The following is a 22153-nucleotide window of genomic DNA, read 5'->3' on the forward strand; positions in this document are numbered from 1 at the left end:
ATTGATAGCCATCATAGATTATGGGAGCGGGAACCTCCGGAGCATATCCAACGCCTTCAGGAAGATAGGTGCCCATGTTCAGGTAACATCAAGTCCGGAATCCCTCAATGACTCAGATGCCCTTGTGCTTCCAGGGGTGGGGGCCTTTGGAAGTGCAATGGATAAACTTGAGAATTTAAGGGACCCAATAATCAGGAACATAGAGGATGGTAAACCCTTCCTGGGCATATGCCTGGGACTCCAGGTCCTCCTATCTGAAAGTCAGGAATCACCGGGTGTCAGGGGACTTGATGTGATACCCGGCAGGGTGGTGAGGATACCCCCCGGAAACAAGGTCCCCCATATGGGATGGAACCAGCTGGTTTCCAGGAGGGACTCCCCACTCCTTGAGGGGGTGGAGGATGAGTACTTCTACTTCGTCCACTCATACCATGCAGAACCGGCAGAGGACGTCGTGGCGGCAACAACCGAGTATGGTATTGAGATGACAGCGGCCATTGAGGCAGATAACGTATATGCAACCCAGTTCCACCCTGAAAAGAGCGGTGAGGCGGGGCTGGATATCCTGAGAAACTTCAGGGAAATAATCAGGGGGTAAATTTTAATGGACATAGAGGGATTTGTAAGGCGCAACATAGACCAGATGGACGAGGAATCCCTGCGAAGCATCCTGGCGGATCGTATACGGGAATTCAAGGATATCGACACCGAGAGGTCTCTGAGGATGGCCGATGCGGTGATATATGAGGTGAGAAATACACTTGGGACGGATGGCCTGGACGATGGATTGAGGGAGATAATATCGTATCCCCTCGCCGGTGTTGGAATGGGCGAGATGGGTGTGGGATCCCGTGGGGAGGGGGACTTCTTTGTCCACAGGAAAATCGCTGATATAGTATCAAGCACAGAAACCGGGGCATTCATAAATCCCGAGGCCCAGGATGATGGCGGTGTTGTAAGGACAGAAACAGGTAAGGGGGAGGTCTACATAACAACCGCCGTTGATGGCATCCACTCCAGGCTCAGCGAGTACCCCTTCCTGGGGGGCTTCCATGTTACAAGGGCCGCCCTCAGGGATGTCTGCGTCATGGGATCCAGGCCAGTTGCACTCATAAGTGACCTCCACCTTGCAGATGATGGGGATGTTGGCAAACTCTTTGACTTCACAGCAGGTGTCGCGGCGGTCTCCGAACTGGTTGATGTACCCGTGGTTGCAGGAAGCACACTGAGGGTCGGTGGCGACATGGTCCTCGGTGACAGGCTCGTGAGTGCGGTGGGCGCCATTGGGGTTTCAGGGACACCCCCAACGGCCAGGAAGAGGGCCGAGCCAGGTGACGTTATACTCCTCACAGAGGGCTCAGGAGGGGGCACCATCACAACAGCAGCCATTTACCATGGACTCTTTGATGTTGTATGGGAGACACTTGATGTGAACTTCATAAGGGCATCAGGGGCCATAATGGAGGCAGGGCTCCTTGAGGTGATCCATGCAATGACCGACGTCACAAATGGCGGGCTCAGGGGCGATGCCCATGAGATATCATCAACCACCGGCGTGGGCCTTGAATTCGATGCCGAGGCTGTGAGGTCAATGGTAAACCCAAGGGTACTTGAAATGCTTGAGGCTCTTGAAATTGACCCCCTCGGGGTTTCAATTGACTCCCTCATGATAATAGCACCTGAGGATGCCTCCAGGGATATCATAAGGGCAGTTGAAGGTGCAGGTGTCCCCATAGCCGAGGTGGGGAGGGTCACCGATTCCGGTATTCCACTCCTCATAGGGGATGGTGAGATGAAGGAGCTCAGACCCCTCTTCCGTGAGGCCGCCTACACACAGATAAAGAAGATGGTTGGTGACGAAACACCCCAGGACTTTGATGAGATGAAGAGGAAGGTTGAGGAGGCCGCAAGGAGGGCCATAGAGAAGAAGGACATGGTCGTTAAACTCATAGGGAAGTGAATGGTGTCCATATGGATGATGGGGGCTACATATCAACCCTGGACGCGGTCCTTGGACTTGCAGTGGTCTTCATACTGACGGCATCAGTTCTCAACACCGGCACAGCTCCCTTTGATGATTCCTCGGAAGCTTCAGATGTCCTTGATGCAATGGCATCCTACCCTGCAGATAAACCGCTGCTTGAGGAACTTGCAGAGTCCCCCAATGCTACAGCTGCATCAGGGTTCCTCAACGGGACCCTTGAGGGGATGAACTACAATCTGACCATGGATAACGGTTCAGGAGAGGTTACAGTTGCCTCCCGCGGTTCAATGGGGGATGCAGAAAACATAGATACCGCTGTGGCCTGCAGGGGCACTGTGATCTTCAGGCTTTATGTGTGGAGATGACTGCTGGCATGGAAAAATATTAATAGTTGATTGCCCAATCTTTTATTGATCTCATTTTGCCCTGATAGTGTAGCGGATATCACGTAGGACTGCGGATCCTATTACCCGGGTTCAAGTCCCGGTCAGGGCATCCATTTTCAGTTTTGAAGGGATTTAGGGGCCTTCAGATATTTTTCATCATGTCATGATGGTCCACTGACACTTTAACTGCAGTATGGCTTCCCCATGATTCAGCATCATGAACACATTAAAACTTTATCCCATGCACTCCAATCTAATAACTGGAGGTGTGCTTGTCATGGGGAACTACTTCAACCCTGAAATAGAGACCATGGAACGGGAGGACCTGGATGCCCTCGTGGAGGAGAGGATAAGGTATACCGTGAACTATGCCTACGAGAACTCCCCATTCTACAGTAAATGGTTCAGGAAAAACGGTATCAGGCCTTCAGATATAAGGAGCCATGAGGACCTCAGGGAACTCCCGATAATAACTGGTGAAACCGTTAGGGAAAATCAGCCCCCTGAAAGGGATGACTTCGAATTCAGATGCGCCCCATGGGAGGATATATACACCATACATGAGACCAGCGGTACCAGTGGAAGGCCGAAGTCATTTTTCCTCACATGGGGGGACTGGCAGAGGTACGCAGAGAAGTACGCAAGGTCATTCGTATCCCAGGGATTTGAGAGGGGTGACCGGGTGGTTGTATGTGCCTCCTACGGCATGAATGTGGGTGCAAATACCATGACCCTCGCAGCACAGAAGATAGGGATGACCATAATCCCTGAGGGCAAATGCACATTTCCTGTGAGGATAATAGAGAGCTACCGTCCCACAGGTATAGTTGCAAGCATATTCAAACTGCTGAGGCTTGCGAGGCGCATGAAGGAACAGGGCCTTGACCCCAGGGAGTCAAGTATAAGGAGACTGGTTGCAGGCGGCGAAAGTTTCGCACCCGAATCAAGGGAGTACGTGGAGGAATTATGGGGCGTTGAAGTCTACAACACCTATGGAAGCACCGAGGGGACAATGTGTGGAGAATGCCACATCAAGGAGGGCCTGCATGTCCCTGAGGACCTGGTGCACCTTGACGTCTATGATCCAGCCATGAGGGACTTTGTTGATGATGGGGAGTGCGGCAGAATAGTTCTCACAACACTCCTGCCCGTCGGTGAGAAAACTGGGACCCTCCTCCTCAACTATGACACCGAGGACACCACGGTTGTAATCTCGAGGGATAGGTGCAAATGTGGAAGGACCCATATGAGGATAATGAACCCTGAAAGGGAGGCCGAGACCTTCTGGGTTGCAGGACACCCCTTCAACAGGGTCGATGTTGAGGCCGCGGTGTTCCAGAGGGAAAATATGGATTATCTAACAGGTGAATACGAGGCCTTCCTCTATGGCGATGAGGATGAGGGGCCAATAACAATGAGGGTGTCACTGGAGTGTGAGGACCCTGAAAACTGTGCCATGGATATAGTAAGGGAGAACTTTATAAGGGCCTTCTTCAAATATAAGAGAGAACTCTACGAGGCATATACAGAGGGCCTTTTTGAGATACTGTTCAACTTCACAGGGCCCGGGGAGCTTGAATTCTACAGGGTCAAGGGAAGACCAAAACGCATAGTTGATAGAAGATAACGCTGGATAGAAGTCAATTTCAGCCTAGGCTTTGGGGTACAATCATGCTTAACGCAGAAACCTACGTCACATCAACAGAGGGGATCGGTGGAAGGATCCGGGTGCATAACAGGGACTTCCAGGTTGAGGAATTACCTCTCATGGAGCCAAGCGGAAGCGGACCCAACACCTGGATATGGATGGAGAAGGAGGACAGGACAACCCTGGACGTCCTTCTGGACATTGCAAGGGAACTCCACCTGGACAGGAGGAGAATGGGGTTCGCAGGGATGAAGGACAGGAACGCGGTCACCAGGCAGTGGATATGCGTCAGCAACACAGACCCCGGGGATGTTAAGAGAATAGAGGATAGAATAAGGAATGTCAGGTTCCTGAAGGTCACATCCAATGAAAAAAAGCTCAGGATGGGCCAGCTAAGGGGTAACAGATTCAGGATTCTCATAAGGGGCCCTGAAGCTGATGACCCCCTTGAGAAGACCCGGGAGACCCTGGCTGAGCTTCAGGAGAGGGGTGTTCCAAATTACTATGGATGGCAGCGGTTCGGAAGCCCCAGGGCAATCACACACCTGGTTGGCAGGGCACTGGTGCATGGTGATGTGAAGGGTGCGGTGGACACCTATATTGGAAACCCAATTGAGGGGGAATCCGAGCTTGTATCCCGGGCGAGACGGGCATATGATATGGGGGACCTTGAGGGTGCATATGAACTCATGCCGGCCTCCCTCAGGTATGAGAGGATGATGCTCAGGGTCCTCATCAGGGATCTCAGAAAGGGAGAAATCTCTGAAAAATCCTATATAAATGCAGTGCATGCACTCCCCAAGCCCCTCAAGAGGATGTTCGTCCATGCATACCAGTCCTACCTATTCAACAGGGTGGTCAGTGAGAGGGCGGCTCTTGGCATAAACAGCTACCTTGAGGGTGACATCATAATAGACAATGAGCAGCACATAATCCATGACCCGGATCCAGGGGAGGTGGAGGAGATGATCATCAACTTTGAGGCACACCCAACAGCTCCACTCTACGGTAGCAAGGTGCCACTGGCAGATGGAAAACCCGGTGAGATCGAGAGGAGGATACTGGAGGAGGAGGGTGTTTCACTCCCTGACTTCAACTCCATAGAGGTCCCTAAGCTTGGGAGTCACGGCATGAGGAGGGCCATAAGGTTCAGAATATGGGATGTTTCGGCCAGCAGTAACCCTGAGGGAATCAAAGTTGAGTTTTCAATACCGAAGGGATGCTATGCAACCTCTGTTTTAAGGGAGATAATGAAGAAGGACGTTGCATGAAGTGTTAGATCTTATGGAGATGGTTAATTTGGAGATCAGCTGCAGAATCATTTCAAGGGGAAGGGGAAAGGGTCCTGTGATCATTTCAGATAAGCCCCTGAGTTTCCTTGGCGGTGTTGACCCAGGGACAGGTACTGTTATTGACCCCCGGCACCCCCTGCACGGCAGAAGCATGAGCGGAAAGGTCCTTGTGATACCTGGTGGTAAGGGTTCAACGGTTGGATCCTATGTCATATTCCAGATGTCAAAGAATGGTACAGCACCAGAGGCCATAATATGCTCAAATGCAGAGCCAATAATCGCCACTGGGGCCATAATGGCAGGGATACCCATGGTTGACAGGCCAGAGGCCGATCTTTTTCAAATGCTAGAAGATTCATTGGAGGTTGAGGTGGACGCGGTTGAGGGGAAAATCAGGGTCTAGGGGTTACACCCACCATACAGGATCATGATTCAATGGCGGATCTCAGGACGCTACCTGAAGCCCCGCCGAGTATCCCGAGACTCACATCCCCTGCAAGGGCGTAGATGAGTATTGAGAGGATGGCCGCATTCATTGACCCGGTTTTAAGGTAAACAATCAGGATATTTATCAATCCCACGGCGGCCCCCATGATGGCCCCATTGAGGGCACCTCCTGGATACTCACTATCTGCAATGTAACCACATACCACTGCCGCCACGATTATTGAGAGTATACCTGTGAATGATGGAATCACAAATCTGAATACGGGTCCAAGGGCTGCCGTTAGTAATATGCCTGCAGCAACTGCCTTCCAGCTGAATCTCAATTCCATTACTGATCACCCACAGATAATTAAATTTGCAGCGATATAATAGCAATAGCAGGATGTATTCTGATGATGACTCTCCTGCTTCATCTTCAATCAATATAACACACCTATATTGTTGGGTTGGGTTCAACAGGCGGAACAACTGGTGGCTTTATGGGTTTGCCCGGTGGTTCTATGGGTTCAGGAACAGGCCCAGGAGATGTTGAATTATTTGCACTGGCATTTTTAGCTGCATCTGAGCCATTAATATTTTTTCTGACATCCTGAATATCCTGTGCAGAGTTCAGGGCGCTTCTCTGGAAGTATGACCTGTAAATCAGTATCGCCACAATTGAAATAACGATCACACCCCCAAAGAGGAGGATGTACTCGGCTGCACCCTGCCCTTCTTCATCAACAAGGAATGAGATAAGACCCATAGTATCACACCCTGTCATATATTAATAAGTTCCAATCAAAATATATAATTTTCTCGAGGTTCATATTATTATAACAGGTGTTCCAATGAGATTCGCGGTAAAGGGGGAACTTTTAGACCTTGAATCAGGGGATCATGAGAGAAGATACATTCTTGTTGAAAATGGAAGAATAGCGTCTGTTGAGAGACATGTAAAAGGCGTTGATGTGGTTGACGCCTCAGACAGATTCATTCTACCGGGCTTCATAGACCTCCATGTGCATATCATGGAGGATGGATTCAGGGTGGAGAGCAAACTTGAGGATCCCCTCTCACTCTACTTTTACAGGGCACTTGAGAACATGAGGAAAACACTCCATGCGGGTGTTACAACGGTAAGGGATGCAGGAATGGCTGATCTGGGCGTCAGAATGGCCTCTGAATCCCACCTGATCCAGTCACCCCGCATGCAGATAAGTGTCACACCCCTATCGGTGACTGGAGGACACTTTGACTTCCACACCCGCTCGGGAATGAACATTGAGCGAACATACCCCGGTCTTCCCTCGGGTATCTGTGATGGTGTTCCTGAGGTGAGGAGGAAGACCCGGGAGGTCCTCAGGGCAGGTGCAGATGTCGTGAAGGTCATGGCAACGGGGGGTGTCATGAGCAGCACCGACTCCCCATCGGATACACAGTTCACGGTTAAGGAACTTGCTGCGGTGGTGGAGGAGGCATCATTCAGAGGAAAAAGGGTGATGGTCCATGCACATGGACTCCAGGGGATAAGGAACTCCCTGAGGGCGGGTGTGCATTCTGTTGAACATGGTACATACATCGATGGAAGAACAGCAGCTGAGATGTCTGAAAGGGGTGTCTATCTTGTACCAACATTCCTTGTGACCCGCCTTAACTGCAGAAGGGCAATGCGTGGTGAACTCCCGGAATACAGCAGAAAGGACGCCATTGAAGTCGCCAGGGCCCACAGGGACAACATGGAAACAGCCCATGAAAAGGGGGTTAGGATGGTCATGGGAACCGATTCAGGGGTTATTGAACATGGAATGAATCTCATGGAACTCTCTTATCTCACAGAAATCGGAATGGAGCCGCTTGAAGCATTGAGGGCTGGAACTGTGCATGCAGCAGAGTGCATGGGTTGGAAAGACCGTATAGGAACTTTGGATAGGGGTAAGATCGCGGATATTGTTATAACCGGCGTCGATCCGGTGGATGAGATTGAAAAACTTTCAGACCCGGGGAATATTCAGTGGGTTATACGGAATGGTGTAATCTACAGGTCCCCTGACGACTGATATGTGCTTACTGTGAAGGTGTCCTGGATGAAGAGGATAACGATAAGGATAGGTGGAATGGGGTGCGCAGCATGCGCCCTCAAGATAGAGGACTCACTTAAAAAGCTTGAGGGAGTATCTGATGCCGTGGTTAACCTTGTGGAGGGCAGGGTCTCTGTTGAATATGACCCTGAAACTGTGGGGCTCCCATCAATGGAGGCCGCCATAGAAGAAGCGGGTTACAGCGTCATCAATGAACACCTGACTGTTCTCATAGGGGGTATGAGCTGTGCAATGTGTGCACAGAGGATAGAATCAGCCCTGAAGGAACTCGAGGGTGTAAGTGATGCAACGGTCAACCTTGCAGCTGAAAAGGCATACATAGCCTACAACCCATCCCTTGCATCAGCAGAGGATTTCAAAAGAACCATTGAGGACCTCGGCTATGAATTCATGGGAACCGAGGGTGATGGGGAGATTCATGAGGACCAGGGCCCAAAGTTGAGAAGAATAGCTGTGGGGTTTGGTGTTTCACTGCCACTCATGGCCATGATGTACCTTGGCATACATCCACCGGTAAATGAGGGCCTCTTCATGCTCCTGGTCTCTGTGATACCATTTGCATATGTATCAGGACCAATATTTCGGGGTGCAATGCGGTCCCTGAGATCAGGAACACTTGACATGGATGTTATGTACTCCATGGGTATAGGGGTGGCTTTCCTTTCAAGTTTACTTGGCACGGTGGGGGTTCTCCCATCAAGTTTCATGTTCTATGAGACAGCCCTGATGCTGGCATCCTTCCTCACACTTGGAAGGTACCTTGAGGCAAGGGCAAAGGGAAAGACATCAGGGGCGATAAGGAGGCTCATGGAACTCCAGCCCGACACCGCCACCATCCTAAGGGATGGAGAGGAGGTTGAGGTCAGGGCTGATGAGCTGGTTGAAGGTGACGAGGTTGTTGTGAGGCCAGGTGACAGGATACCCGCGGATGGCCGGGTTCTGGATGGAGAATCATATGTTGATGAATCCATGATCACAGGGGAACCGCTCCCTGTACTTAAAACCAGGGGATCTGAGGTTATCGCAGGGACCATAAACACCGATGGGGCGCTGAGATTCAGGGTTGAGCGAACAGGTGATGAGACATTCCTTTCCAGGATCATAGGGCTGGTTGATGAGGCCCAGGCATCAAAGCCACCGGTTCAGAGGATCGCCGACAGGGCAGTGTCCTATTTCATACCATCTGTCCTCATGGTTGCACTGGCAGCATTTCTATTCTGGTACCTTGTTGAGGGGGCCGGTCTTTTAATATCGGTCACGGTCCTGATCTCGGTACTCGTTGTGGCCTGTCCCTGCGCCCTTGGACTTGCAACACCAACTGCGGTGACTGTTGGCATAGGAAGGGGGGCTGAACTTGGAATACTCATAAAGAAGGGCGAGGCACTTGAGGTTGCAGGTAGAATATCCTGCGTACTCTTTGATAAGACAGGCACACTTACAGAGGGTAAACCCGAGGTCACAGACATCATTGGGGACGCTCTGGGGTATGCAGCTGCCCTTGAGGCCAGATCAAGGCACCCCATCGCAGTTGCGGTAACAGAGAGGGCCATGAGGGAGGGTCTGGAGATACCTGAGGTTGAGGAGTTCAGGGCCATTCCAGGAAAGGGCCTTGAGGGTAAAATCAACTCCCAACATGTGATTGCAGGTAACAGGGCCCTCATGGATGAATTCGGGGTGGAGATTCCAGCAGATGCCGAGAAATTTGAGTCAGAGGGGAAGACAGTGGTCATGGTTGCAGTTGATGGAGAATTTAGGGGGGTTATAGCGGTCTCTGACAGGATAAAACCCGGCGCAGCAGCCGCTGTAGGGGAACTTGAAAGGATGGGGATCAGAACGGCAATGATCACCGGGGATAACAGGAGGACGGCTGAGAAGGTGGCACGGGAGGTGGGAATCAGCACCGTTATCGCGGAGGTCCTGCCTGAGGATAAGGCATCAAGGGTCTCGGAGCTCAGATCACGTGGTGTGGGAGTTGCCTTTGTGGGTGATGGTATAAATGATGCCCCAGCCCTCTCAGAGGCAGATCTCGGGATTGCACTGGGAGGGGGAACAGATGTTGCAAAGGAGGCCGGTGAGGTGGTCCTTGTTGGTGATGACCCGCTTGATACCGCAGCCGCCCTTCAGCTTGCAGGTAAGGTCATCTCAAGGATAAAGCAGAACCTCTTCTGGGCCTTCGCCTACAACGTGATACTCATACCTGTGGCTGCCGGCGCCCTTTACCCTCTGGGGGTGGTGTTCAGGCCAGAGTATGCCGGCCTTGCAATGGCCCTCAGCTCAGTCACCGTGGTTTCACTTTCACTTTCACTCAGGGGGTACACCCCACCTGCAAGAAGGTTGCGGGAGCTTTAAAAGAAATTAGAGGAATACGTCCAGGGAGCTCTGCTTTGACCTGTCACTCTCAAAGAGGGAGTTCACACCGTACTCCAGTATCTCTATCCTCTGCATGAGGTAGGGGTCTATGGGGTACCTTGATGCGAGGTTCTTTGATATTTCAAGGTACTTTATAACCGAGCCCTTTGAGACAGTGAGGACGAGGTTACCACCGCACCGGCACTCCCCGCTGAGGGGTATGCGGCGGTACTTGCGGTTACACTTGGTGCACCTCACCTTCTGCCTTGAGAATGCCCTGATGTTACCCATCATATCAGGGAGGAAGTGGGACATGAGAACACCCTCAACCACAGCCCTCTGGTCCACGGCCCTTATCTTCTCTGCTAGGCTTATCTGGGATTCCACCTTCTCCTTCATGGTGGGGAGTAACTTGTAGAGGCACACCTTGGGACCTGCGTGTATGCTGGAGGTGTTATGGGAGAACATGAGTCCACTGTACTGTTCAGGCTTTCCGAGGCGCTTTTCAACGTTATCTATAACATCAAGCACATCTGTCGGTTTAGCATGCTCAAAACTTTTCTCATAGACCTCAAGGGGTATCATGTCCATTGCATCTATGTTGTGGGATTCATCATCGATCTCCTCGGGGTCTATCCTTGTTGAGAGAACGAGGGGGGCATCCATGCTACCCCCACGGGTGCTTGGGAGGTAGGACTTTGAGAAGTTGAGGAGGGCGTCCAGGAGGAGCATGACCGAGTCCTCGTCGCTGTCACAGTTCCTCCTCTTGGCTGAGTGGAAGTAGGGGTGGGCGTAGCATGCAGAGGCCTCTGTGAATCCTATAATCCTTCCAAGAACAGCAGCAGATGTATGGGGGGCGAGACCAGCTATTAAGTGCCCCACAAGGTCATCCCTTGTTTTAACGTTGTAGAAACTTTCAAGGCCATAGAACCTTTCAAGGAGGTCATCAACGAAACCCGCGACCCTTACAAGGTAATCAGCGCAGTTCTCTGATATGACCACGTCCTGGACCTTGAGTTCAAGTATCTGGTCCTCCCTCTCAAGTTCCTCCCCGTAGCAGTCGTGGGTGTATCCGAGTTCACGCAGTTTACCGACAGGTACGCCAACCTCCCTGGGGGTGAAGTGTGTGAGGGGAAGATCGGTGGAGTCATGGCGGATTGTCGCATCCTTGAATGTGTATACGTCGTTCTTGGCCCTCAGTATGCCCTTCTCAAGGGGCTCAGGGAATTTATCGGCGGATATCATCCCCTCAACCCCCTTTATCTCATCCATTTTACGGACAGATACATTTTCACCTGCCCTTTTAAGGAGGGATGCAAGGTTTATCTTCCTCTTTCCGGGTTCACCTATCACTGTCCTTGAACCACAGCTGGGGCATATGGACTGCATTGAACTGACCCTGCATGATGGACAGGTGGCCCTCCCCACCTCAACCACAATGGAGCCCCTCTTTGCTGCATCAGGTATGTTACGCCGGCTTCCACCATACTTTCCTATTGGGAAGAGCACATGGGGCGCGGGCCTCATCTTGCGTTCCTTGGTCTTCTCTGGCCGACCAACACGTGTACCTATGTAGGTGGGGGCCTTCTTCATTATCCTGACACCTGAAACCATGTTAAGGGCCTCCAGAGTGTCATCTGAATCTTCAAGGGGTCTTCTGAGGGTGTTGAGGAGTGTGAAGGCGTCATCGTATCCAATGATAACCCCTGCATTCTTCTGCCTGTGGGGCACACCAAGGATCTCCAGTATTCGCTTCTCTGGTTTAAGGTCCAGGACCAGTTCATCCTCTAATCTGCCGGTGTTTAACCATTCCCTGAGCCTGTTGAGTTCCTCAACAGTCACGTCATGGTAGAAGTAGGTGTAGCGTGGATGGAGGGGCACACCGTACTCCTCTGAAATCCTGAAGGCCTCCTCAGCCCCAACCCTGAGGTCATTCCAGCTGTATCTGTGGTGGGTGAGGTTCAGGGGGTCGCTCTCAGGGTAATCCTCTGATGAGAGCAGGGTCTGGATCCACCACTCCTCGCACCAGGCTGCGGGCATGAGGACGTGGTTGTTCCTGAGGAACTCCCCGAAGGCAACCAGCATGTCCCCCAGGAAGAGTATCTCCTCAACCTCGGGTCGCACCCGCCTGGCGGTCTCAACATCCTCAACCCTGATGACGTCGCCGTTCCTGAGTTTAACTATGGGGCCCTCTATTGTGTCAACCGGGACAACGCAGTTTCCCTTACCTGGCCTTTCAATTTTCATCTGGGTCCCCACCGCCAGAAACTCCAGCAGCTCCATGGTGGCGGGGTGAACCCCCATGGCTGCAAGCCCGGTGTTCCGTGATCTCCCATACCTTAACCTGAATGCCCCCTTCCTTGAGGGGTAAGCCAGAACGGGCCTGCCGCCAATTATATCCTCCACGTATTTGCTGTCGGCCTTCACAACAACCTTATCTTCACCTTCATCCTTCTTGGGGGCCTTTGAGAACTTTTCAAGCCAGTCCCAGCCCTCAAGTTTTAACTGCCTGGCATATTTGAGTACCTTTGGGGCCTTCTGTATGACCCCCTCAACCATGGCGAGGAGGGCCCCGCCACGTATGTTGTTTGTCTCAACCCTCTCAAGATCCCTGTGGGATACCTCCACCTTGTCTGTTGGCTCTCCTGTAACCTCCACAGGGATGTTGCTGGCTGCAAGGCGCACCTCATCTGGTTTGGGGCTGTACTGGAGGTTTGTAACCTCTGATTCGTAGAGTTCAACCTCCTCCACGTATCTCTCTATCTCCCTATCGATGGGTTTGTACCTGTCAAGGTTTATGGCGAGGCGTATGTAATCGGCTATGAGGACTGAAAGGGCTGCTGCGGTACCCCCGGCACTCCTTATGGGTCCTGCAAAGTAGACTGCGAGGTACCTTGAACGGTCGAAGTTCTCCTTTATCCTGACCTTAGCTATACCCTCAAGGGGGGCCGCCACCACACCCTCTGTCAGTATTGCAAGGGCGGTTCTGAGGGCCTGATCTGCAAGCCTCTCCCTTTCAGCAGGGTCATCATCAGGGACGGGCTGGGATGCTATCTCTGCAGCTATCTGGAACGCAACCTCTTCACGTCCCCTGTCCCTTTCAAGTTCCTTTATCCTCTCAGCTATACCTTCAGGACCCACGAGCCCCTCAACACGTTCAGCAAGGTCCTTGGCCAGGGGTATCTCAGGCTTTGTGCTAACATCAAGGCCCCTAGCCCTGGCTTTTCCTGCAATTTCATAGAGGCGTTCAGTCTCCCTTTCAAGCTCATTGAAGTAATCAATCATGGTCAATCACGCATCCACAGGGGTGCAGTTCCTCCTTGTTCTCCGACTGTAAACTTAAACTTATATTATATGGTACTGTCAGAGATATAATAGATTATCTATCGATACTCATGGTGATTTTTCATGGCAAAGAAGGATAAAAAGACACTTCCACCAAGTGGAGCAGGTCTTGTAAGGTACTTTGAAGAGGAAACGAAGGGACCGAAACTCACACCTGAACAGGTCGTCGTGATGAGCATAATACTGGCGGTATTCTGCCTTGTGCTCAGGTTCTCTGGTTGAGGAGTGTTAAAATGGCCATTCATCCTGTTGAGTTCAGGTACGGGACCCCTGAAATGAAGGCTATCTGGGAGGCCGAAAACAAACTCCAGCGAATGCTCGATGTGGAGGCCGCCCTTGCAAGGGCAGAGGGTGAACTGGGTATCATACCAGAGGAGGCTGCAGCCGAGATCGCAAGGAAGGCCAGCACAGCTTTTGTTACTCCTGAAAGGGTTAACGAAATCGAAAGGGAGACAAAACACGACATAGCATCCATTGTGAAGGCCCTGGCAGAGCAGTGCGAGGGGGATGCAGGTGAATATGTGCACTTCGGTGCAACATCCAATGACATTGTTGACACCTCCAACTCCCTCCTCCTGAGGGAATCCATAGATGTTCTGAGGGATAAACTGGTTGAGGTTTTAAGGGTACTCCTGAAACTGGCAGATGAGAACAGGGAACTGGTGTGCATGGGGAGAACCCACGGCCAGCATGCCCTCCCAACAACCTATGGCATGAAATTCGCCCTGTGGGCAGATGAGATACACAGACAGATTGAGAGACTTGACGCCTGCAGAAAAAGGCTCTGCGTGGGCATGATGACTGGTGCCGTTGGTACAACAGCCGCCCTGGGCGAGGATGGCCTCGAGGTCCATGAGAGGGTATCTGAGATCCTTGGACTTGAACCGGTCCTCATATCCAACCAGGTTGTCCAGAGGGACAACCATGCAGAGTTCATGATGGTCCTTGCAAACATAGCCACAACCCTTGATAAGATAGCCCTGGAGATAAGGAACCTCCAGCGGACGGAGATAATGGAAGTGGGTGAAAAATTCGACCCTGAGAAGCAGGTCGGAAGCAGCACAATGCCCCATAAGATGAACCCCATAACAGCTGAGAGGATCTGCGGTATAGCAAGAGTTATAAGATCCTACGTTGTGGCTGCACTCGAGAACAACCCCCTCTGGCATGAAAGGGACCTCACGAATTCGTCCTCTGAGAGGATAATCCTCCCTGAGGCCTGCATACTCACCGATTACATACTTAAACTGACACTTGACGTGCTCAATAACCTGGTGTTCTACCCTGAAAACATAAGAAGAAACCTTGAGCTCACAGGTGGTCTTATAATGGCTGAGAGGCTCATGGCGGAGCTCACAAGGAGGGGGATGGGTAGGCAGACAGCATACGCCGCTGTACGCCAATGTGCCATCGAGGCAAACCGGAAGGGAATGAACCTAAAGGACGTGGTCCTTGAAAGGCAGGATATCATGGAGCACCTTACAGAGGATGACCTTGAGGAGATAATGAACCCTGAAACCTACACCGGTTCAGCCTCAAGGATCGTCCAGAGGGTCCTTGAGGAGTCAGAGAACTGGTTCTGAGCCATGTAGGGACTACAGGCCCATGAAAGTGGTTAATAAAGGGGAATAAACTTTTCATAAGTTTTATATGTTCCTCAACCACATAATTAATTCAGGTGATACAATATGCAGCCAAGGGAAATAAAATCTGTAAGGGTTGTCCCCTATACCATTATGAACTCATCGATAGGGGCGGTGTGGGCATTCATATTCGCCCTCCTGATCCTGATCTTCGCCGGTGCAATAGGGTCAGCACTTCCAGCTGAAATGAAGGTACTGAAGGGGTTAATCACTGGGATATCAGTTGTTGGACTGGTTGTTTTGCCTGTTGGAGCGTTTCTGCTTGGCATAGTAGAGTCATTCCTGAGGGCATTCATTTACAACGGCCTCACACCTCGCCTGGGTGGTATCAGGCTCAGCTTCATTGACATGGAGCAGATAGAATCATTTGACATCGTGAATACAGCCCTCATACTCTCAGCTGTCAGCGCCGTCCTCGCATTCATATACCAGCTCCTCGTAGCCCCCCTTCAGTGGGTATTCTTCAACGTAATCGTCAGCATTGCAAGGACGGTTGAACCATCAGCAGCAGCGAGCATGGCCGCGGTCGGCTCTGCAACGGCACTCGGCACTGTAGTCAACATCATCATAACACCCATAATGACCTTCATAGTTGCCTTCATAGGAACAGCCATTGTACTCCTCCTCTACAACTTCCTCTCAGGGAAGATCACAGCGATAAAACTGAAACTCACAGAGACCGGCGATGGCTTTATGAGCATAGACAGGATAGAGGCCATACCACTTGGACTCATAACAGGGTCAATTTCTGCAGTTATAGGCCTCATCATAGGGATCATAACATTCATAGTTTCAGCCATAGGGGGAGACTACACCACAGGGTTAATTTTACTGGTGATTGTAACCATCGGGGCATTCCTGTATGCCTTCATAGCCTATGCACTGACAGCACTGTTCTACAATGTCCTGGCACCCAGGATCGGGGCCGTGCAGATAAGAATGGAGTAGGAACAGCCCTTTCTTTTTCTTTTATACGAACAGTTTCAAGGCTTTAATACTGAATTGAATACCTTAGAGTATTCGATGCCCGTAAAGGCCATTTTTTTTAGCCCTAATTGACACTCTTTTTTTATATGATGAGAAACATAATAACTAACCATCTGATTACTTCAAAAGGAGCTATATGGTGATCCTGTGATTGATGATTCACGTCTTCTGGCTGCCGTACCAACAAAGGCAGAAACATGCGTACTGAAAAATAATGGCATAAGGGAAAAATTCAGCCATGAAAAACTTGTAAAATCCCTCCTGAACCTGGGGGCCAGCCTATGGACCTCCGAAAATGTGGCCTCAGAGGTTGCAAGGTCAGTCTACAATGGAATAACCACAAAGGAGATAAAGATCCTGGTTTATGATGCCCTCAAGAAGGTTGATGAGGAACTGGCAGACAGGTATCTTGCAGCCAACAGAATGAGGGTGAGAACATCCAGGGACAGGATAGAGACATTCGACCAGAAAAAGATTGAGGACAACCTTGTAAGGGAGGCCGGGGCCTCTGAGGAAGTTGCAAGGGAAATCGCATCTGATGTCTGGAGGGAACTCAAGAAACTCAACGTAGAGTACCTCACAGCCCCAATGATAAGGGAGGTCGTGAACACCAAACTCATAGAACACGGCCTTGAAACCCTCCGAAGGAGGTACACACGTCTCGGTATCCCTGTCTACAACATAACAAACCTCATAGAGAATGGTTCCAGGGACAACGCCAACATGATCCACAATCCAGAGACCGTGCACAAGTATGTGGCTGACGAGGCCCTCAAGCAGTACGCACTCCTCCACATACTTCCATCCAGGCTTGCAGACGCCCACATGTCAGGGGACATACACATACATGACCTTGAATTCTTCGCTGCAAGGCCACTTAACTGTCTACAGCATGACCTCAGGCTCTTCATAAGGCACGGCCTCCGGGTTGACGGTACAGGTGACCATACATCTGTGGCAGGACCACCAAAGCACCTGGAGACACTCATGAACCATGCAGGGGAGATAATGCTGGCATCCCAGCAGAACATGTCAGGTGGCCAGGCAATGAGCCTCTGGAACGTCTTCGTGGCACCATTCGCCTCTGGACTTCCCTATGAGAAGATCAAACAGGCGGTCCAGATGTTCATATTCAACCTCAACATGGCATACGCTGCAAGGGGCAGCCAGGTGCCATTCACAAGTATAAATCTTGAGTTCGGGGTCCCTGAGTTCCTTGAGGACGAACCGGCCTACGGACCCAGGGGTGAGCACGTGGGTGTGTACGGTGACTTCACAGAGGAGGCGAGGCTACTGACAAGGGCGTTCACAGAGGTCCTCCTTGAGGGGGACGCAGACGGCAAACCCCACCTCTTCCCCAATACCATCTACACCATAAGGCGGGAGACACTGAAGGGTGAATTCCATGAGGAACTTGGACTGGTACATGAACTGGCATCCAAGTACGGGACAGCCTACTTCATAAACATGCTAGCAGATTACAGGGGCGAGATGGCCAACTACATGGGCTGCAGGACAAGCCTTGCAGATAACTGGACAGGTAACTGGGAGGAGGACTGCCTCAGGACAGGTAACCTTGCCTACATAACCCTGAACCTCCCAAGGGTGGCATACCAGTCCAGGGATGACGATGAACTCTTCGAGTACCTTGATGAGTACATTGACATGGCGGTGGAGGTTCTGAAGATAAGGAGGGAACAGGCACTCCACTGTCTGGATGATTACCATCTTCTACCATTCCTCTCCCAGGAGATAGATGGTGAGCGCTACTACAGGATAGAGAATGCCACAATGAGCTTTGGATTCACAGGACTCAATGAGATGCTGGAGTACCACCTAGGCTCCGGTATAGAGAACCCTGAATCGAACAGGTTCGGCCTAAGGGTTGTGGAGCACATAAATGAACGCGCAGCTGAACTCAAGAAGGAGACAGGCTGGAGGTGGAGCGTGCTCCAGACACCTGCTGAGTCCACTGCCCACAGATTCGCGATGCTGGACCATGAGCACTACCCTGAGGAGGCGGTGCTCCAGGGCACAAGTGGTGCGTACTATTACACCAATTCAAGCCACACCCCCGTGAATGCAGAGGTGGATATTGTACAGAAGATAAAGATCGAGGAGAAGTACCACCCCCTCACACCGGGAGGTCACATATTCAATGCCTGGCTCGGCGAGGCAAAACCCGACCCAGCTGCCCTTGAGGGCCTCACAAGGAAAATCTGCAGGAGTAGTGACATAGGATTCTGGGCCTACAGTAACGCCCTGAGTTTCTGTCTCAGGTGCAAGACCCTCATGAGGGGGCTTCAGGATTCCTGCGCCCGCTGCGGTGAAAGGGATGATGTTGAATGGTATGACCGGATCACAGGTTACGTGCAGCAGGTCGGAAGGGCCAAATCCTCAAGCGGCGGCTGGAACAGGGGTAAACAGCAGGAACTTCTGGATAGAAGGAGAATAAACATCTGAGCCTAACTTGCTCAGTTCTCTATCCAGAAATGTATTTCTATGTCTGTATTTTTTCTTTTAATTGATTTTCTTGCAACTTTGAAGGCTCTCTTTTTTAATCAAGCACCTAAAAGCTGTTCCTGAAGCTGGTACTGGAGTTTTCCAGTGTTCTGATATCTGTGATGAAGTATGGTTCTCCCTTCTGAGTATTTGATGGAGCAGAATGGAAACACCAATTCCCATAGGAACTGCTGGTTTAAATGCAGAAAAGTAAGTAGAATGGAGGTCCTGTCCTGAAATTGTACCAGTTAATCCCCACTGAACCTCACAGGCACCGTCTGGGACTCTGATGATCCTCCAAAACCGTGGGCTATCATGGTGTGTCTTCCGGGTCCACCGGCAACCACGAGGATTACATCTTCGGGACCTCTAGTTATATGGACCATACCATCGGTTATGAGGTCCTCATCCAGCTTCCTTCCCCCACGGTCTGCCAGGCGGGCTTCCACGGTTGTATTTTCATGTATATAATTTTTAACATCCTCCCTGGACCATCCATGGGATGCAACGGTCTCTGCATGCTCAGGGCTCATTATAACCAGTAGCTCCCCTGGAACGTGGCTGTTGTTGCAGCCGGCCGTCGATGCGGTGTGCACGATGGTGTCAAGGAGGTCCTCGGGGGTCCTGCTCCTGTGGTCATTCACATTGTGCGGCGCCTCAACTCCAATCACGGTCACCGTGCTCTCGTCAGCGCCGAAACCCCTCTCGACGTGTAGGGGCTCCCAGGGGCTTTCATCTTCATTCTCTGCGAAGCAGTAGCTGTACTTTGCAGGTGAACCCATTGTTGCATGGTCACCCACCCCGGGCACCGCACCTGCAATGTTGATGAGGGATAGCCTCAGGGCACGTCCAAGGGTGGCACAGGCAAGGTTGCCGGGCCCAAGGCACCCCACACCTGAGTTGAAGCCGAGTTCCTCTGCAGCGGGGCCGTTGACCAGGACCGCAACCGCCACGGGGTGTGTTGTGGCGTTTATACCTGCAAGGTTGAATTCGTCCCGTCCGATACCCTCTATGCATGCCTCTATGAGCGGCATCATTGGGGGTATGCAGCCGGCCATCACCGCATTCACTGCCACCTTCTCAACGGTGGCGATACCCATCCTTGGGGGGAGTGTGGCTATAACGTCCTCTGGTTTCCTGGGGGTGTATCTGTAGAATTTCCTGACACGGGCCTCTGTGGGCGGTATGATGGGGAGTCCATCGGTCATCCTCTTCTCATAGAACTCCAGGCTGATCCTATCGGGGTCAGGGTCGACCATGACCTTCATATCCTCGGGGGATGAGCTGCACAGTCTTTCATCCTCCAGGAGGTCCTCTATGAGGCATCCGCATGATTTATCGATTTTAACCAATCTATCACCTCAGATGGTCCAGTAGGGATGGTATTATTTTCTCAGCCTTTCTCCTTACAGCTCCGGGTTCCAGACCTGCTATGGGATGTTCCACCTCAACTATTCGAAGACCGGGCATGCCGTGGGCTGATGCCAGCCTCCTGGCGTATCCACTGAAGCGGTCTGAGCAGATGGAGATGGTGGGGACGCCCATACCCTCCAGACGGATGGCGTCAAGGATCACCCATGTGGTGCAGGAGCCACAGTCACCCAGGGCAAGGATGCAGAGGTCACCCCTGGCGGCCCTATCTATCTGCTCAGCCTCTGCAGGGGCACCCGCAGGTTTCTCTGACCAGATGAAGTTGAAGCCGGTGAGCTCTGATTCCACAGTTCTGAGGATGATATCGGCGCCGGGCTTTGTGTTGTCAAGGAGTGATATGGTTTCAGCATCACCTATACTGTTAACAGGGATCTCATCCATGCTGGTGTCTGCCAGGGGGTCCATAACCTCCCTTTCAATGATTTTCACCTTCATCTGACCACCATACTGTCAAGCCTTTAAGCGGAGCCTTTTTACCACGAAGTCCCTTTCAAGTGAAAGAAGGAATGATGCGGCCCTTGGGCCCATCTTCTTACCTATCAGGACCTTATATATGGCCTGGAATGCCTTCTGGGGTTTTAGGCCATGCTTCCTCAGTATACTGTACATTTCGTCGTGAAGCTCCTCCGGGCTCATATCCCCTGCCTCAAGGACGCCTGCAAGTTCCTCAAGGAACTTCCTCTGGGGCTCTGAGAGTTCAACAGGCGGGAGTTCGTCCTGGACATGGAACTTCACGAAGTCCGGGGCATAGAGTTTGAGCCAGTTTTTAACATTTTCAACCCGTTCCCTCAGCTGGGTTAACTGTTTGCCTGTTAAATCCCTGAGTTCCTTATCCATGAACTCATCTGGAAGCTGTGAGTTCCTTTTGAGGATACCGTAGAGCCTTTCAAGGTCTTCCCCCGCGATCTGGTAGGCCACGGTCATGAAGCGGTAGGATGGCCTCAACGGGAGATCCGGGCCATCTATCATTGAGACCCGGTAGATCCTCTTGAGTTTCTGCTCCTCCTTCTCTGAGGCAGCCTCCTCCATACCATAGTAGATCCTCTCTGTCCTGTCGAACTGGTCCATGAGGTCAAGGAATGGCATATCCGGGTTGAAGTCCTTGTGTTTCATGGGCTTACTCCGGAATATGAAGTAATTGAGACTCTCGGGGGGTCCTATCTCAAGCCACTGGCCTGGTGTGAAGAATACACCCCTTGACTTGGACATGGCCTCCCCCCTGAGGGTTATCCACTCATAGGGGACGGGGTAGGGGGCCGGGTAATCGAATATCTCCTCTGAGATTATGCTGCTCACGTCATATGAGCCGCCGCTTGCGGCATGGTCCTTACCGAAGGGTTCGCAGGTGACACCGAGGATCTTCCATCTCGCGGCCCACTCAACCCTCCAGGTGAGTTTACCCAGCCCTGACTTTATGTCCATCTCCCCATCGAATCCACATTCACAGCGGTACCTCACGGTGTCCCCGCTGAAATCATATGCCTCTGTGGTGTTCACACGGCCGCACCTCTCACAGATGGGGTTGTAGGGGAGCCAGTCATCCCTCAGGGGCCTTTCCCTGAACCTGTTGAATATCTCCCTTATCTCACCGGCCCTCCTCAGGGAGGTTCTTATGTAGTCGTTGTAGACCCCTTCGGTGTACATCCGGGCCCCTGAGTGGTGCTCGACCCTTATCCTGAACCTTTCAAGGGCGTCCAGGAAGGGTTTCTGGAAGTGTTCCACGAAGCTCTCGCAGCAGCCCTCAGGGCAGGGGATCATGGAGTAGGGAACTCCCAGGTACTTCTCGTAACTTTTGGGGAGGGGATAGGGGACCTTTCTGAGGGGGTCATGGTCGTCTGCTATCCAGACGGTACTTGATCTGAACCCATCCTTTTCAAGTGAATTTGATATTGAGCTTGCTATGAAAACGTCGCAGGAGTTTCCTATGTGTATCGAGCCTGATATGGATGTTCCGCTTGCAACAACGTGCTCATCAACATCCCTCTCCTTAAGTTTATCGGCTATCCTTTCAATCCAGTGCTTCAAGAAGATCACCTGTAAAAAGCGTGATAGAATCAG

General features: G+C 51.6%; 17 protein-coding genes, 1 tRNA gene and 1 pseudogene. 13 read left to right on the top strand and 6 right to left on the bottom strand.

What is annotated here, in order from left to right:
* The first annotated feature begins 1 nt into the window (after position 1).
* The 7 genes from hisH (at position 2) to OXN82_RS08550 (ending at position 5713) form a co-directional block, all read left to right on the top strand.
* Positions 2-598: an imidazole glycerol phosphate synthase subunit HisH gene (gene hisH, locus OXN82_RS08520; RefSeq protein ID WP_321211398.1), complete on the top strand. Its 597-nt coding sequence runs from the start codon at positions 2-4 to the stop codon at positions 596-598.
* Positions 599-604: 6 nt separating this feature from the next.
* On the top strand, positions 605-1960 hold the full coding sequence (locus OXN82_RS08525) for an AIR synthase-related protein (RefSeq protein WP_321211399.1): 1356 nt from the start codon (positions 605-607) through the stop codon (positions 1958-1960).
* An 11-nt stretch (positions 1961-1971) separates the two neighbouring features.
* Complete coding sequence (locus tag OXN82_RS08530) at positions 1972-2349, top strand: hypothetical protein (protein ID WP_321211400.1); 378 nt, start codon at positions 1972-1974, stop codon at positions 2347-2349.
* Positions 2350-2407: 58 nt separating this feature from the next.
* Positions 2408-2479, top strand: a tRNA-Arg gene (locus OXN82_RS08535).
* Between the two features lie 168 nt (positions 2480-2647).
* Positions 2648-3997, top strand: a complete 1350-nt coding sequence (gene ftsA / locus OXN82_RS08540; RefSeq protein ID WP_321211401.1) for a coenzyme F390 synthetase — start codon at positions 2648-2650, stop codon at positions 3995-3997.
* Positions 3998-4041: 44 nt separating this feature from the next.
* Positions 4042-5289 carry a tRNA pseudouridine(13) synthase TruD gene (gene truD, locus OXN82_RS08545; RefSeq protein ID WP_321211402.1) on the top strand — a complete coding sequence of 416 codons (1248 nt, stop codon included), beginning with the start codon at positions 4042-4044 and terminating at the stop codon, positions 5287-5289.
* 19 nt (positions 5290-5308) lie between these two features.
* Positions 5309-5713 carry a DUF126 domain-containing protein gene (locus OXN82_RS08550; RefSeq protein ID WP_321211403.1) on the top strand — a complete coding sequence of 135 codons (405 nt, stop codon included), beginning with the start codon at positions 5309-5311 and terminating at the stop codon, positions 5711-5713.
* Positions 5714-5735: 22 nt separating this feature from the next.
* Here OXN82_RS08550 and OXN82_RS08555 read toward each other — a convergent pair whose 3' ends face one another.
* Both OXN82_RS08555 and OXN82_RS08560 read right to left on the bottom strand, forming a co-directional pair.
* Positions 5736-6086: a DUF5518 domain-containing protein gene (locus OXN82_RS08555; RefSeq protein WP_321211404.1), complete on the bottom strand. Its 351-nt coding sequence runs from the start codon at positions 6084-6086 to the stop codon at positions 5736-5738.
* 227 nt (positions 6087-6313) lie between these two features.
* Positions 6314-6502 (bottom strand): annotated as a pseudogene (locus OXN82_RS08560) (class III signal peptide-containing protein); the annotation flags it as partial.
* Positions 6503-6587: 85 nt separating this feature from the next.
* On the opposite strand from OXN82_RS08560, the gene OXN82_RS08565 reads away from it, so the two are divergent.
* Both OXN82_RS08565 and OXN82_RS08570 read left to right on the top strand, forming a co-directional pair.
* On the top strand, positions 6588-7796 hold the full coding sequence (locus OXN82_RS08565) for an amidohydrolase family protein (RefSeq protein ID WP_321211405.1): 1209 nt from the start codon (positions 6588-6590) through the stop codon (positions 7794-7796).
* 27 nt (positions 7797-7823) lie between these two features.
* Entirely contained in the window at positions 7824-10187 is a 2364-nt protein-coding gene (locus tag OXN82_RS08570; RefSeq protein WP_321211406.1) for a heavy metal translocating P-type ATPase, read from the top strand.
* Between the two features lie 6 nt (positions 10188-10193).
* Here the strand turns inward: OXN82_RS08570 and polC are convergent, their stop codons facing one another.
* The gene (polC, locus tag OXN82_RS08575) at positions 10194-13472 is read right to left on the bottom strand and encodes a DNA polymerase II large subunit (RefSeq protein ID WP_321212182.1); all 3279 of its coding nucleotides are present in this window, start codon (positions 13470-13472) and stop codon (positions 10194-10196) included.
* Positions 13473-13595: 123 nt separating this feature from the next.
* Between polC and OXN82_RS08580 the strand changes: the two genes are divergently transcribed.
* The 4 genes from OXN82_RS08580 (at position 13596) to nrdD (ending at position 18625) form a co-directional block, all read left to right on the top strand.
* Entirely contained in the window at positions 13596-13754 is a 159-nt protein-coding gene (locus tag OXN82_RS08580) for a preprotein translocase subunit Sec61beta (protein ID WP_013294958.1), read from the top strand.
* 11 nt (positions 13755-13765) lie between these two features.
* Entirely contained in the window at positions 13766-15115 is a 1350-nt protein-coding gene (purB, locus tag OXN82_RS08585; RefSeq protein ID WP_321211407.1) for an adenylosuccinate lyase, read from the top strand.
* Positions 15116-15220: 105 nt separating this feature from the next.
* On the top strand, positions 15221-16123 hold the full coding sequence (locus tag OXN82_RS08590; protein WP_321211408.1) for a hypothetical protein: 903 nt from the start codon (positions 15221-15223) through the stop codon (positions 16121-16123).
* Positions 16124-16309: 186 nt separating this feature from the next.
* A complete protein-coding gene (gene nrdD / locus OXN82_RS08595; protein WP_321211409.1) occupies positions 16310-18625 on the top strand; it encodes an anaerobic ribonucleoside-triphosphate reductase in 2316 nt (771 codons plus the stop codon).
* Positions 18626-18912: 287 nt separating this feature from the next.
* On the opposite strand, the gene OXN82_RS08600 is transcribed toward nrdD, so the two are convergent.
* The 3 genes from OXN82_RS08600 to lysS are packed head-to-tail and all read right to left on the bottom strand — an operon-like array spanning position 18913 to position 22120.
* Complete coding sequence (locus tag OXN82_RS08600) at positions 18913-20016, bottom strand: hypothetical protein (RefSeq protein ID WP_321211410.1); 1104 nt, start codon at positions 20014-20016, stop codon at positions 18913-18915.
* Between the two features lie 4 nt (positions 20017-20020).
* Entirely contained in the window at positions 20021-20530 is a 510-nt protein-coding gene (locus OXN82_RS08605) for a UGSC family (seleno)protein (protein WP_321211411.1), read from the bottom strand.
* 15 nt (positions 20531-20545) lie between these two features.
* Complete coding sequence (gene lysS, locus OXN82_RS08610; RefSeq protein ID WP_321211412.1) at positions 20546-22120, bottom strand: lysine--tRNA ligase; 1575 nt, start codon at positions 22118-22120, stop codon at positions 20546-20548.
* Positions 22121-22153 lie beyond the last annotated feature (33 nt).

The sequence above is a fragment of the Methanothermobacter sp. DP genome, assembly GCF_026692625.1.
Classification (GTDB): Archaea; Methanobacteriota; Methanobacteria; order Methanobacteriales; family Methanothermobacteraceae; genus Methanothermobacter; species Methanothermobacter marburgensis.